Here is an 11,731-nt window from a genome sequence, read left to right on the forward strand (position 1 = left end):
CTGCACGACCCACCAATGTAAAAAGGCGCCCTAAAGGCGCCTTTTTGCTATGCGTGGAACACAGCCCCGGCCACGAGCTTCCCCGTGGCGATAAAACGCGATCAACGCTGATACAGCGGATCTTCAACCCTGGCGGCGGTGAGATTGCCCCCTTCTTCTCGCACGATTTCCCATAACGCCTGGGCGGCGGTCGACAGCGAGCGGTTTTTCCGGCATGCCAGCATCAGCTGCCGCTCCATTACCGGAGTCAGTCGCTTCACCGCCAGATGGCTTCCCTGCGGTAACGGCAGCGCCAGCGCCGGCAGTACGCTGATGCCAATTCCCGATTCCACCATCGGAAACAGCGTTGCCGGATGGCCAATCTCCTGCACAATGTTCGCCCGGACAGCCAGCCTGCTGAGCGCCGCATCAATCAGCGGACGGCTGCCGGAAGCATAGTCCTGCAGGATCAGTCTCTCATTCTGTAGCGCCTGCCACGGCACTTCAGTCAGGCTGGCAAAAGGATGATCCTCCCGGCAGAGCAGCAAAAAAGGTTCCGCCAGGACCACCTCGCACTGCAGATCGGCCGCCGGGCCCGGATCAATCACGATGCCAAAATCCACTTCTCCCTGGCGAATACTCTCCAGGACCCACTGCTGGGGCCGGTCGTGCAGCACAAAATCGATATCAGGATAACGTCGATTACTGTGAGCAATACACTGCGGAATAAGGTGGGCGGAAATCGTCTGACTGGCGGCGACCTTAACGGTGCCACTCAGCTGCTGGCCTACCCGACCGGCATCGCGCAGCGTCACCGCAAGCTCATCGAGCAAACGCTCCAGCCTGCCTGCCAGCTGCTGACCCGCCTCGGTGAGGACCACCTCCCGGGTGGTACGGTCAAGGAGACGGACTCCGGTCTGATGCTCCAGCTCCTTGACGCTGTGGCTGACGGCCGACTGGCTTAAGCCAATCATCTCCCCCGCCCGGCTAAAGCTCCTGGCGCGGGCAACGGTAACGAATACTTTTAACTGACGCAGAGAGTAATTCATCTTTTTAATTCATGAATAGATGCAATAAATCAATTTTATTTCTCAAATCAAAAAAAGCACAATAGCGCATCTCTTTTCAGGAGCGTTTATGAAACTTTTCCGCATTCTCGATCCGTTTACGGCAACCCTGGTCACCGTTGTCCTGTTGGCCTCATTCTTCCCGGCCCGTGGCACTTTCGTCCCCTTCTTTGAACATCTCACCACCGCCGCCATCGCCCTGCTGTTCTTTATGCATGGCGCCAAACTCTCCCGGGAGGCAATTATCGCCGGCGGCAGCCACTGGCGTTTGCATCTGTGGGTGATGTGCAGCACCTTTATCCTCTTCCCGGTGCTGGGGGTTCTGTTTGCCTGGTGGGCGCCGGTGAAGGTCGATCCGATGCTCTACAGCGGTTTTATTTATTTGTGCATTCTGCCGGCCACCGTGCAATCCGCCATCGCCTTCACCTCGCTGGCCGGAGGCAACGTCGCGGCGGCGGTCTGCTCAGCTTCGGCCTCCAGCCTGTTGGGCATCTTTGTTTCACCACTGCTGGTGGGGGTCCTGATGAACCTTCACGGCGCAGGCGGTAGCCTCGAGCAGGTCGGAAAGATCATGCTGCAGCTGCTGTTGCCTTTCGTGCTCGGCCATTTATCGCGGCCGTGGATCGGCAACTGGGTGGCGAAGCATAAGAAGTGGATTGGTAAGACCGACCAGACCTCGATTCTGCTGGTGGTCTACTCCGCCTTTAGCGAGGCGGTGGTGAACGGGATCTGGCATAAAGTGGGCCTGGGATCGCTGCTGTTTATCGTGGTAGTCAGCCTGGTGCTGCTGGCCATCGTCATCGCGGTCAACGTGTTCGTCGCCCGCCGCTGCGGCTTTAACAAAGCCGATGAAATTACCATCGTCTTCTGCGGTTCGAAAAAGAGCCTGGCCAACGGCATCCCGATGGCCAATATTCTCTTCCCGACCTCCATCCTCGGCATCATGGTGCTGCCGCTGATGATCTTCCATCAAATCCAGCTGATGGTCTGCGCGGTGCTGGCACGGCGCTATAAGCAGCAAACCGATGCGCGTCTCGCTCAGGAAAAGACTAACGCTGCCAAAGCTTAACGCGCTTTCTTCAGGGGCTGGACCAGATCGCTCAGCCCCTCGCTTTTAATCAGCAGGGTCAGCGCCATCAGCTCGCCGAGATGGCCGGCAGGGAATTGATCCTTGCGCGCGAACCACAATAAATACTCCTCCGGGACATCGATTAAACGACGCCCCTTGTATTTACCGAACGGCATCTCGGTATTGGCGATCTCGACCAGCTGCGCTTTATCCACGTTATTCTCCCAACAGGCGCATCATTTCGGCTTCGTCAATCACCTCGATGCCGAGCTCCTGCGCTTTCGCCAGCTTAGAACCCGCCGCTTCGCCTGCAATCACCAGATCGGTTTTCTTCGACACGCTGCCCGCCACCTTCGCCCCCAGCGCCACCAGACGCGCTTTGGCATCATCCCGCGACAACTGACTGAGGCTGCCGGTCAGGACGACGGTTTTGCCTGCAAACGGGCTGTCAATCTCTTCCGCCTTCACCACCACCGGCGCCGGCCAGTGAACCCCTTCCGCCAGCAGCTGCGCGATGACATCGCGGTTGCTCTCTTCGGCAAAGAAGTTGAAAGTATGGGTGGCGACGACGATGCCGACATCAGGGACCTTCTGCAGCTCCTCAATGGAAGCCTGCTCCAGGGCTTCGAGGGTGCCAAAATGCGCCGCCAGGCCTGCCGCCGTGGCTTCTCCTACCTCGCGAATGCCCAAGGCGTAGAGGAAACGCGCGAAGGTTGTCTCTTTGGCTTTCTCGAGAGCGTTGACCACGTTTTGCGCGGACTTCGGCCCCATCCGATCCAGCCCGGTCAGTTTCCCTGCGGTCAGCCGGAACAGATCCGCCGGGGTATGGACGTACTCTTTCTCCACCAGCTGGTCGATGATCTTATCGCCCATGCCGTCAACGTCCAGCGCGCGACGGGAGACAAAGTGCTTGAGCGACTCTTTGCGCTGCGCGCCGCAGATCAGGCCGCCGGTACAGCGGGCTACCGCCTCGCCTTCCACTCGCTCAACGTCGGACTGACAAACCGGGCAGTGGGTCGGGAATTCAACATCCCGGGCATCTGCCGGACGTTCGGAAAGCACCACGTTGACCACCTGAGGGATCACGTCGCCTGCCCGGCGAATCACCACCTTGTCGCCGATTTTCAAGCCTAAGCGTTCAATCTCATCGGCGTTATGCAAAGTGGCATTACTCACCAGCACGCCGGCGACATGGACCGGCTCCAGGCGCGCCACCGGCGTAATCGCCCCGGTGCGACCCACCTGGAACTCCACGTCCCGGACGAAAGTCATCTGCTCCTGGGCCGGGAACTTAAAGGCCACGGCCCAGCGCGGCGCGCGGGCGACGAAACCCAGCTGTTCCTGCAGCGCCAGCGAATCGACTTTGATCACCACGCCATCAATGTCAAAGCCCAGATGGGGACGATCTTCCTCGACTTTACGATAGTAAGTGAGCACTTCCTCGGGGGTATGGCAAAGAGTGACGCGATCGCTCACCGGTAATCCCCATGCTTTGAACTGCTGTAAACGGGCCGAGTGGCTGGCCGGCAGCTCACCGCCCTCCAGCACCCCAACGCCGTAGCAGAAGAAAGTAAGCGGTCGCTTCGCGGTGATGCGCGGGTCCAGCTGGCGCAACGAGCCCGCCGCCGCATTGCGCGGGTTAGCAAACACTTTTCCGCCGGTGCGGCGAGCTTCTTCATTGATTTTTTCGAACCCGGCCTGTGGGAGGAACACTTCCCCGCGCACCTCCAGGCGTGCGGGGATATTATCGCCATGCAGCCTGAGCGGGATGGTGCGGATGGTTCGCACGTTAGAGGTAATATCCTCGCCGGTGGTGCCGTCGCCGCGGGTCGCCGCCTGCACCAGCACGCCGTTTTCGTAGAGAATGCTCACCGCGAGACCGTCGAGCTTCAGCTCGCAGCAGTAGATGAGCGGGTCTGTGCTTTTCAGGCGATCCAGCACCCGCTTGTTGAAGGCCAGAAAGCTCTCTTCGTCAAACACGTTGTCCAGTGACAGCATCGGCACTTCATGGCGGATCTGGCTGAAGGCGGTCAGTGGCGCCGCCCCCACGCGCTGAGTCGGCGAATCCGGGGTAATCAGCTCCGGATGCTGGCTCTCCAGCTCGCGCAGCTCGCGCATCAGCCGGTCATACTCCGCATCGGGCACTTCCGGCGCGTCCATAACGTGGTACAGGTATTCATGATGGCGAAGCGTGGTTCGCAGTTCAGTCAGTTGTTGTTCGATCGGTTCCATATCACACCATCAATGATAAAAAACCCCCGACAGGCGGGGGTTGAGAAGGAGTTGAGATAACGCGGGACGTCAGGCGTTCGCGTCTTTCACTTCGCGAATACGATCCTGGTATTCACGCAGTTTTTGCGGCGTCATCATGCGACGCTGATCGTCAAGCACCACGCCGCCCACTTCATCGGCGATATACTGCGCAGACTGCAGCATCAGCTTGAAGTTCTGCAGTTCATCACCGTAGGAAGGGACCTGCATAAAGATAGTCACCCCAGGGGTCATCATATCCGCCATGCTGTCCGGATTGAAGGTCCCCGGCTTCACCATGTTGGCCAGGCTGAATAGCACCGGGCCGCTGCCGTCCGGGCTCAGATGGCGGTGGAAAATATTCATTTCACCAAACTTGAAGCCGGCCTGCTGGATGCTATTGATAAGCACCTCGCCGTTAAGCTGCGCGCCATGGTGCGCGGCGACGTTCATCACGATGACCGTCTCTTTACGCTCTTTCGGCTGCGGCGCTGCAGGCTGCTGCGGCTCTGTCGGCTGCGGTTCAGCCACCGCGGGCTGCGGCGCGGCAACAGGCTGTGGCGCAGGCTGCTGCGGAGCGGCCGGCTGCGGCTGGGCGACGGTCGGGGTCACCGGCTTCGGCGCGACAGGCTGTTGCACAACAGGCTGCGGCTGGTGTTGCGGTTGCACGGGCGGCTGCGCGGGTTGCGGCTGTTGCCAGCCCGGCTGCGGAGCGGCATGCGGCGCAGACGGTTGTCCCTGCGGTTGTACCGGGGCCTGGCGCGGCGGCGGCGCCTGACGAACCGGTTCCTCAGGACGCACAGGCTGCTGCATCTGGCGCTCGTAAGGCGGCTGGTACTGGTGCTGCGGCGCCTGACGAGGGGCTTCATGCTCCCCATGCGCGCCGTGCGGAGCGTGAGTCACCGGATGAACGCGGACTTCACCTACGCCTTCAACATTATCATCAAAGTCGTCGTTTTCCGACTCATCGTCGCGCGACTTCATACGTTTCAGTGGGCGATCGCGAAACATCGAAGAACGTTCTTTACGGCTGGTCCAGAAACCATGTACCAGTAAAGCGATTATGGCGATCGCGCCAACAATGATTAATATCAGACGCAAATCCTGCATCATTATATTCTCTGTTGTTCTAACACCTTGCCACCACGGCAAACATTTACTCACTAAGAGTATTTGCCGATTACCTCAAGTGCAAGTGCGTCGGTCGCTTTCACCACATAAAGATGAACTAAATCGTGCTTTTTGCTGTTTTTTCGAACATTTCCTAACTGGTTATTGTCTGACGACCCGATAAAATAAGCGAACATTCACACTGGATGTTAAAAAAGGAGCAATGCCTGGCTATGGTTTCATCATCCGCACCGACCCCGCGTAGCGGCGTACACTATTTTTCGCAGGGCTGGAAACTCATCGGGCTGCCGGGCATACGTCGTTATGTCTTCCTGCCTTTACTGGTTAACGTGCTGCTGATGGGCGGTGCTTTCTGGTGGCTGTTTACCCGTCTCGACAGCTGGATCCCTTCGCTGATGAGCCATGTACCTGACTGGCTGCAGTGGCTGAACTACCTGCTGTGGCCGGTGGTGGTGCTGTCGATCCTGCTGGTGTTTGGCTACTTCTTTTCTACTATTGCCAACTGGATTGCCGCACCGTTCAGCGGCCTGCTGGCGGAACAGCTGGAAGCGCGTCTGACTGGCGCCACCCCGCCGGACGTCGGCGTCTTTGGCATCATGAAGGATATTCCGCGCATCATGAAGCGTGAGTGGCAGAAGCTGGCATGGTACCTGCCCCGCGCCATCGTGCTGCTGCTGCTCTACTTTATACCCGGCGTTGGCCAGACGGTGGCTCCGGTACTCTGGTTCCTGTTCAGCGCATGGATGCTGGCGATTCAATACTGCGATTACCCCTTCGATAACCACAAGGTTCCCTTCAGGACCATGCGCGAAGCGCTGCGCAGCCGCAAGGTGATGAATATGCAGTTTGGCGCGCTCACCAGCCTGTTCACCATGATCCCGGTGTTAAACCTGGTGATCCTCCCGGTGGCTATCTGCGGCGCCACCGCCATGTGGGTCGATTGCTATCGCGACAGACACGCCAGCTGGAAGTAGTCGTCACACCTCCCCCGGGGAGCGGCGAGCGCCGCTCCTTATATCTCCGCTTATTCCTTCTTGCTCATCATTATTTCCCTTACGCATATAGATATGCTAAATCCTTACTTCCGCATATTCTTTAAGCGGGTATGCTGATGCCGTACCCCCAAATTTCATACAGTTAAGGACGGGCCATGAGTAAGATTTTTGAAGACAACTCCCTGACTATCGGTCATACGCCGCTGGTACGACTGAACCGAATTGGTAACGGCCGTATCCTGGCAAAGGTAGAATCTCGTAACCCGAGCTTTAGCGTAAAATGCCGTATCGGCGCCAATATGATCTGGGATGCTGAAAAGCGCGGCGTGCTGAAACCTGGCGTGGAACTGGTCGAACCGACCAGCGGCAACACCGGTATCGCCCTCGCCTACGTGGCGGCGGCACGCGGCTACAAGCTAACGCTAACCATGCCGGAAACCATGAGCATTGAGCGTCGTAAGCTTCTGAAAGCGCTGGGCGCCAACCTGGTGCTGACCGAAGGCGCCAAAGGCATGAAAGGCGCCATTCAGAAAGCGGAAGAGATTGTCGCCAGCAACCCGGAAAAATTCCTGCTGCTGCAGCAGTTCAGTAACCCGGCTAACCCGGAAATCCACGAAAAGACCACCGGCCCGGAAATCTGGGAAGACACCGACGGTCAGGTGGATGTCTTCATCTCCGGCGTCGGTACCGGCGGTACGCTGACCGGCGTCAGCCGCTACATTAAAAACACCAAGGGCAAAAAAGATCTGATCACCGTCGCGGTTGAACCGACCGATTCGCCGGTCATCTCCCAGGCGCTGGCGGGGGAAGAGCTCAAGCCGGGCCCGCACAAAATTCAGGGCATCGGCGCCGGCTTCATTCCTGGCAACCTGGATCTGAAGCTGGTGGACAAAGTAATCGGCATCACCAATGATGAAGCGATCTCCACCGCACGCCGCCTGATGGAAGAAGAAGGCATCCTGGCGGGTATCTCTTCCGGGGCCGCCGTTGCCGCGGCGCTGAAGCTGCAGGAAGATGAGGCCTTTACCAATAAGAATATTGTGGTTATCCTGCCTTCCTCGGGTGAGCGTTATTTAAGCACCGCGCTGTTTGCCGATCTCTTCACCGAGAAAGAACTGCAACAGTAGTGCCAGCTTGTAAATAATGTGTAAAAAAGCACCTTTTCAGGTGCTTTTTTGTGGCATACGTCAAAGTTTTACCCCTCCTGGCATTGATTCACCTCGTAGGGTCTGGTATTTAACCAGCACATTTATTTTGATGCGCGAAATTATTCAGAAGAGGATTTCCGCCAGCTGAATCGATTTTATGATTTGGTTCAAGTCTTCCTTTCGCGGCATAATGTTTAATGACGTGCTAGACGTCAATGGCCCGCAGGTCTTCGCAGCGCCAGGCGCTGCCGACGCCAAGGCCGGAAACGTAACGCCGGCGCTAACAATACAGGCTAAAGTCGAGTCGTTAGACTAGACTTTAGGTCCACAACACTAAACCTATAAGTTGGGGAAATATAATGTTCCAGCAAGAAGTTACCATTACCGCTCCGAACGGTCTGCACACCCGCCCTGCTGCTCAGTTTGTTAAAGAAGCTAAAGGCTTCACTTCTGAGATCACTGTAACCTCCAACGGCAAAAGCGCCAGCGCCAAAAGCCTGTTCAAACTGCAGACTCTGGGCCTGACCCAGGGCACCGTAGTGACCCTCTCCGCGGAAGGCGAAGATGAGCAGAAAGCTGTTGAGCATCTGGTTAAACTGATGGCTGAACTCGAGTAAGTTCACGGGTTCTTTTTCATATCAGTCACAAGTAAGGTAGGGTTATGATTTCAGGCATTTTAGCATCCCCGGGTATCGCCTTCGGCAAAGCACTGCTGCTGAAGGAAGATGAAATTGTCATCGACCGGAAGAAAATTTCTGCCGATAAGGTTGATCAGGAAGTCGAACGTTTCCTGAGCGGCCGCGCCAAGGCCTCCGCCCAGCTGGAGGTCATCAAAACCAAAGCTGGTGAAACTTTCGGTGAAGAAAAAGAAGCCATCTTCGAAGGGCATATTATGCTGCTGGAAGATGAGGAGCTTGAGCAGGAAATCATAGCCCTGATTAAAGATAAGCACATGACTGCCGACGCGGCAGCCAATGAAGTTATCGACGGTCAGGCCACTGCCCTGGAAGAGCTGGACGATGAATACCTGAAAGAACGTGCGGCTGACGTACGTGATATCGGTAAGCGCCTGCTGCGCAACATCCTTGGTCTGGCTATCATCGATCTGAGCGCGATTCAGGATGAAGTCATCCTTGTCGCCGCCGATCTGACCCCGTCTGAAACCGCACAGCTGAACCTGAAAAAAGTGCTGGGTTTCATCACCGACGCGGGCGGCCGTACCTCCCACACCTCCATCATGGCGCGTTCCCTGGAACTGCCGGCCATCGTGGGCACCGGCAGCATCACGGCGCAGGTGAAAAACGGCGACTATCTGATTCTCGACGCGGTGAACAACCAGGTTCTGATCAACCCGTCTAACGAGCAAATTGAAGCGCTGCGTAATCTGCAGGCTCAGGTTGCGGAAGAAAAAGCCGAACTGGCGAAACTGAAAGATCTGCCGGCGATTACTCTCGACGGCCATCAGGTTGAAGTGTGCGCCAACATCGGTACCGTTCGCGACGTCGAAGGTGCTGAGCGCAACGGCGCCGAAGGCGTAGGCCTGTATCGTACTGAATTCCTGTTCATGGATCGCGACGCGCTGCCAACCGAAGAAGAGCAGTTTGCGGCTTATAAAGCGGTGGCTGAAGCCTGTGGCTCTCAGGCCGTTATCGTGCGTACCATGGACATCGGCGGCGACAAAGAGCTGCCGTACATGAACTTCCCGAAAGAAGAGAACCCGTTCCTCGGCTGGCGTGCCGTGCGTATCGCCATGGATCGTAAAGAGATCCTCCGCGATCAGGTTCGCGCCATCCTGCGTGCCTCCGCTTTCGGTAAGCTGCGCATTATGTTCCCGATGATCATCTCTGTTGAAGAAGTGCGTGCGCTGAAGAAAGAGATCGAAATCTACAAACAGGAACTGCGTGACGAAGGTAAAGCATTTGACGAATCCATTGAGATCGGCGTGATGGTGGAAACACCGGCTGCGGCGACCATTGCTCGTCATCTGGCCAAAGAAGTTGATTTCTTTAGTATCGGCACCAATGATTTAACGCAATATACTCTGGCAGTTGACCGTGGTAATGATATGATTTCACATCTTTACCAGCCGATGTCACCGTCTGTACTGAATCTGATTAAGCAAGTTATTGATGCTTCTCACGCTGAAGGTAAATGGACTGGCATGTGCGGTGAGCTTGCGGGCGATGAACGTGCTACACTTCTGTTGCTGGGTATGGGGCTGGACGAATTCTCTATGAGCGCCATTTCCATCCCGCGCATCAAGAAGATTATTCGTAACACGAACTTCGAAGATGCGAAAGTATTAGCAGAGCAGGCTCTTGCTCAACCGACAACGGACGAGTTAATGACGCTGGTTAACAAGTTCATTGAAGAAAAAACAATCTGCTAATCCACGAGATGCGCGGCCCAAATTACTGCTTAGGAGAAGATCATGGGTTTGTTTGATAAATTGAAATCTCTGGTTTCTGATGACAAGAAAGACACCGGAACTATTGAGATTGTTGCTCCCCTCTCCGGTGAGATCGTCAACATTGAAGACGTGCCGGATGTGGTTTTTGCGGAAAAAATTGTGGGCGATGGGATTGCCATCAAACCGACCGGCAACAAAATGGTCGCGCCGGTAGACGGTACCATTGGTAAAATTTTCGAAACCAACCATGCGTTCTCTATTGAATCTGATAGCGGCATCGAGCTGTTCGTTCACTTCGGTATTGATACCGTTGAACTGAAAGGCGAAGGCTTCAAGCGTATCGCTGAAGAAGGCCAGCGCGTGAAAGTCGGCGACCCGGTTATCGAATTCGATCTGCCGCTGCTGGAAGAGAAAGCCAAGTCTACCCTGACTCCGGTGGTTATCTCCAACATGGACGAGATCAAAGAGCTGATCAAACTGTCCGGTAGCGTGACCGTGGGTGAAACCCCGGTAATCCGCATCAAGAAGTAATGATTGCTGCATTGAAATGGCGCCGAAAGGCGCCATTTTTTTATATCGCGTGGGTCACCGGCTGATAGCATTTTTCGCGAGATAAGAGACGCAATCCTTCCGGGGTGCTCTCCAGAATGCGCCGCTCGCCGTCAGAGACCAGCAGTTCGCACTGATATCCACCGGCCAGGCCGAACAGCGACCGCGCCACGCAGGCATCCTCCAGCGCCGCCTCCCCTGTGGTATCAAAATGACCAACAATGCGTCCCTGCTGACGGATCACTAACCGATAGCTTTTCATCTCTGTTGCTCCAGCGGCGGCAGGATCAGTTCGTCACACCCCTGCGCGGCAGTCCAGTTCATCACCTCCAGCACGCGCTGGGCGGCTGCTTCCGTCGCTGCCCCCAGCGCCAGGCCCGAAAGCAACCCGCTCACCAGCTCAGCGCAAAACAGATCGCCGGTACCCTTCAAGTCCGTCTCCACCCGCGGGTGAACCACCACCTGCACTGCATCGGCCGTCACCACCAGCACATTGATTGTCGAAGCGGCCTCTCCTGGCGCGCTGGTGATCACCACCCACTTGAGACTGTCCGACAGCAGGCTTCGCGCCGCGGCGACCGCCTCCTGCTGATTGCGACAGCGCCGGCCGCTCAGCGTCTCCAGCTCAAACAGATTAGGGGTGATCCCTTGCGCCAGCGGCAGCAGGTGCTGACGATAGGCGTCCGGGATCTCGGCCTTGACGTAGATGCCGCTGTCGACATCGCCAATCACCGGATCCACCAGAATACAGAGATCGGGATGGCGGTCGCGGACCCGCGTCAGCCACTGCGCCAGGCGTTCAATTTGCACGGCGTTGCCCATATAGCCGGTGGTCACCGCACGCAGTTCGCGCAACGCGTCGCGCTCCTCAAGCGCCTGCAGGTACCCGACAAACCACTCCTCCGGGATAATGCCGCCATAGAACGTCTCATAATGGGGCGTATTGCTGAACAGCACCGTCGGCACCGCCAGCACGCGCAAACCGTGCTGTTTAATCGCCGGTACCGCGATGCTGTTGCCGACGCTGCCGTAAACTACCTGCGACTGCACGGCGACGATATCGACTTCCGACGCCCGGCTTTTGTCGTGAAAGAGCACTGATTGTATGTCATCTTGCTGGCCCATCTTTTCTC

Annotated in this window: 12 protein-coding genes; 6 read left to right on the top strand and 6 right to left on the bottom strand. The window is 56.8% G+C overall.

Annotation, left to right across the window (positions count from 1 at the left end; genetic code table 11):
* Positions 1-101: 101 nt before the first annotated feature.
* Positions 102-1,028, bottom strand: a complete 927-nt coding sequence (locus tag ABLU73_RS13210) for a LysR family transcriptional regulator (protein WP_004202013.1) — start codon at positions 1,026-1,028, stop codon at positions 102-104.
* Between the two features lie 88 nt (positions 1,029-1,116).
* Here ABLU73_RS13210 and ABLU73_RS13215 point away from each other — a divergent pair, with 88 nt between their 5' ends.
* Positions 1,117-2,115, top strand: coding sequence for a bile acid:sodium symporter family protein (locus tag ABLU73_RS13215; protein WP_094309776.1), 999 nt, complete (start codon positions 1,117-1,119; stop codon positions 2,113-2,115).
* Here the strand turns inward: ABLU73_RS13215 and ABLU73_RS13220 are convergent.
* The 3 genes from ABLU73_RS13220 to zipA all read right to left on the bottom strand — a co-directional run bounded on the left by ABLU73_RS13220 (position 2,112) and on the right by zipA (position 5,478).
* Entirely contained in the window at positions 2,112-2,330 is a 219-nt protein-coding gene (locus ABLU73_RS13220) for a DUF3820 family protein (RefSeq protein WP_004202007.1), read from the bottom strand. The genes ABLU73_RS13215 and ABLU73_RS13220 overlap by 4 nt on opposite strands.
* A gap of 1 nt (position 2,331) precedes the next feature.
* On the bottom strand, positions 2,332-4,347 hold the full coding sequence (gene ligA / locus ABLU73_RS13225) for an NAD-dependent DNA ligase LigA (RefSeq protein ID WP_004202005.1): 2,016 nt from the start codon (positions 4,345-4,347) through the stop codon (positions 2,332-2,334).
* A gap of 69 nt (positions 4,348-4,416) precedes the next feature.
* Positions 4,417-5,478 carry a cell division protein ZipA gene (gene zipA, locus ABLU73_RS13230; RefSeq protein ID WP_348850238.1) on the bottom strand — a complete coding sequence of 354 codons (1,062 nt, stop codon included), beginning with the start codon at positions 5,476-5,478 and terminating at the stop codon, positions 4,417-4,419.
* A 230-nt stretch (positions 5,479-5,708) separates the two neighbouring features.
* On the opposite strand from zipA, the gene cysZ reads away from it, so the two are divergent.
* The 5 genes from cysZ to crr all read left to right on the top strand — a co-directional run bounded on the left by cysZ (position 5,709) and on the right by crr (position 10,580).
* A complete protein-coding gene (cysZ, locus tag ABLU73_RS13235; RefSeq protein WP_017900461.1) occupies positions 5,709-6,470 on the top strand; it encodes a sulfate transporter CysZ in 762 nt (253 codons plus the stop codon).
* 176 nt (positions 6,471-6,646) lie between these two features.
* Positions 6,647-7,618 (top strand): cysteine synthase A, encoded by a 972-nt coding sequence (gene cysK, locus ABLU73_RS13240; protein WP_004202001.1) that lies wholly within the window; start codon positions 6,647-6,649, stop codon positions 7,616-7,618.
* Between the two features lie 380 nt (positions 7,619-7,998).
* Positions 7,999-8,256, top strand: a complete 258-nt coding sequence (gene ptsH / locus ABLU73_RS13245; RefSeq protein WP_002913505.1) for a phosphocarrier protein Hpr — start codon at positions 7,999-8,001, stop codon at positions 8,254-8,256.
* A gap of 44 nt (positions 8,257-8,300) precedes the next feature.
* Complete coding sequence (ptsI, locus tag ABLU73_RS13250; protein WP_004201998.1) at positions 8,301-10,028, top strand: phosphoenolpyruvate-protein phosphotransferase PtsI; 1,728 nt, start codon at positions 8,301-8,303, stop codon at positions 10,026-10,028.
* A 42-nt stretch (positions 10,029-10,070) separates the two neighbouring features.
* Positions 10,071-10,580, top strand: a complete 510-nt coding sequence (gene crr / locus ABLU73_RS13255; RefSeq protein WP_000522253.1) for a PTS glucose transporter subunit IIA — start codon at positions 10,071-10,073, stop codon at positions 10,578-10,580.
* A 40-nt stretch (positions 10,581-10,620) separates the two neighbouring features.
* Here the strand turns inward: crr and ABLU73_RS13260 are convergent, their stop codons facing one another.
* Positions 10,621-10,860, bottom strand: coding sequence for a hypothetical protein (locus ABLU73_RS13260; RefSeq protein WP_017900460.1), 240 nt, complete (start codon positions 10,858-10,860; stop codon positions 10,621-10,623).
* Positions 10,857-11,723 (bottom strand): pyridoxine/pyridoxal/pyridoxamine kinase, encoded by an 867-nt coding sequence (gene pdxK / locus ABLU73_RS13265; protein WP_004201995.1) that lies wholly within the window; start codon positions 11,721-11,723, stop codon positions 10,857-10,859. Before pdxK ends, ABLU73_RS13260 begins: the two co-directional genes overlap by 4 nt.
* Between the last annotated feature and the right edge of the window lie 8 nt (positions 11,724-11,731).

The sequence above is a fragment of the Klebsiella sp. GG_Kp175 genome, from assembly GCF_040062325.1.
Taxonomy (GTDB): domain Bacteria; phylum Pseudomonadota; class Gammaproteobacteria; order Enterobacterales; family Enterobacteriaceae; genus Klebsiella; species Klebsiella quasipneumoniae.

Bases quoted from the DNA above. Each gene is read 5' to 3' on its own strand.
- cysK (WP_004202001.1), top strand. From the start codon at position 6,647: ATGAGTAAGATTTTTGAAGACAACTCCCTGACTATCGGTCATACGCCG.
- ligA (WP_004202005.1), bottom strand. From the start codon at position 4,347: ATGGAACCGATCGAACAACAACTGACTGAACTGCGAACCACGCTTCGC.
- crr (WP_000522253.1), top strand. From the start codon at position 10,071: ATGGGTTTGTTTGATAAATTGAAATCTCTGGTTTCTGATGACAAGAAA.
- pdxK (WP_004201995.1), bottom strand. From the start codon at position 11,723: ATGGGCCAGCAAGATGACATACAATCAGTGCTCTTTCACGACAAAAGC.
- ptsH (WP_002913505.1), top strand. From the start codon at position 7,999: ATGTTCCAGCAAGAAGTTACCATTACCGCTCCGAACGGTCTGCACACC.
- ABLU73_RS13215 (WP_094309776.1), top strand. From the start codon at position 1,117: ATGAAACTTTTCCGCATTCTCGATCCGTTTACGGCAACCCTGGTCACC.
- ABLU73_RS13210 (WP_004202013.1), bottom strand. From the start codon at position 1,028: ATGAATTACTCTCTGCGTCAGTTAAAAGTATTCGTTACCGTTGCCCGC.
- cysZ (WP_017900461.1), top strand. From the start codon at position 5,709: ATGGTTTCATCATCCGCACCGACCCCGCGTAGCGGCGTACACTATTTT.
- ptsI (WP_004201998.1), top strand. From the start codon at position 8,301: ATGATTTCAGGCATTTTAGCATCCCCGGGTATCGCCTTCGGCAAAGCA.
- zipA (WP_348850238.1), bottom strand. From the start codon at position 5,478: ATGATGCAGGATTTGCGTCTGATATTAATCATTGTTGGCGCGATCGCC.
- ABLU73_RS13260 (WP_017900460.1), bottom strand. From the start codon at position 10,860: ATGAAAAGCTATCGGTTAGTGATCCGTCAGCAGGGACGCATTGTTGGT.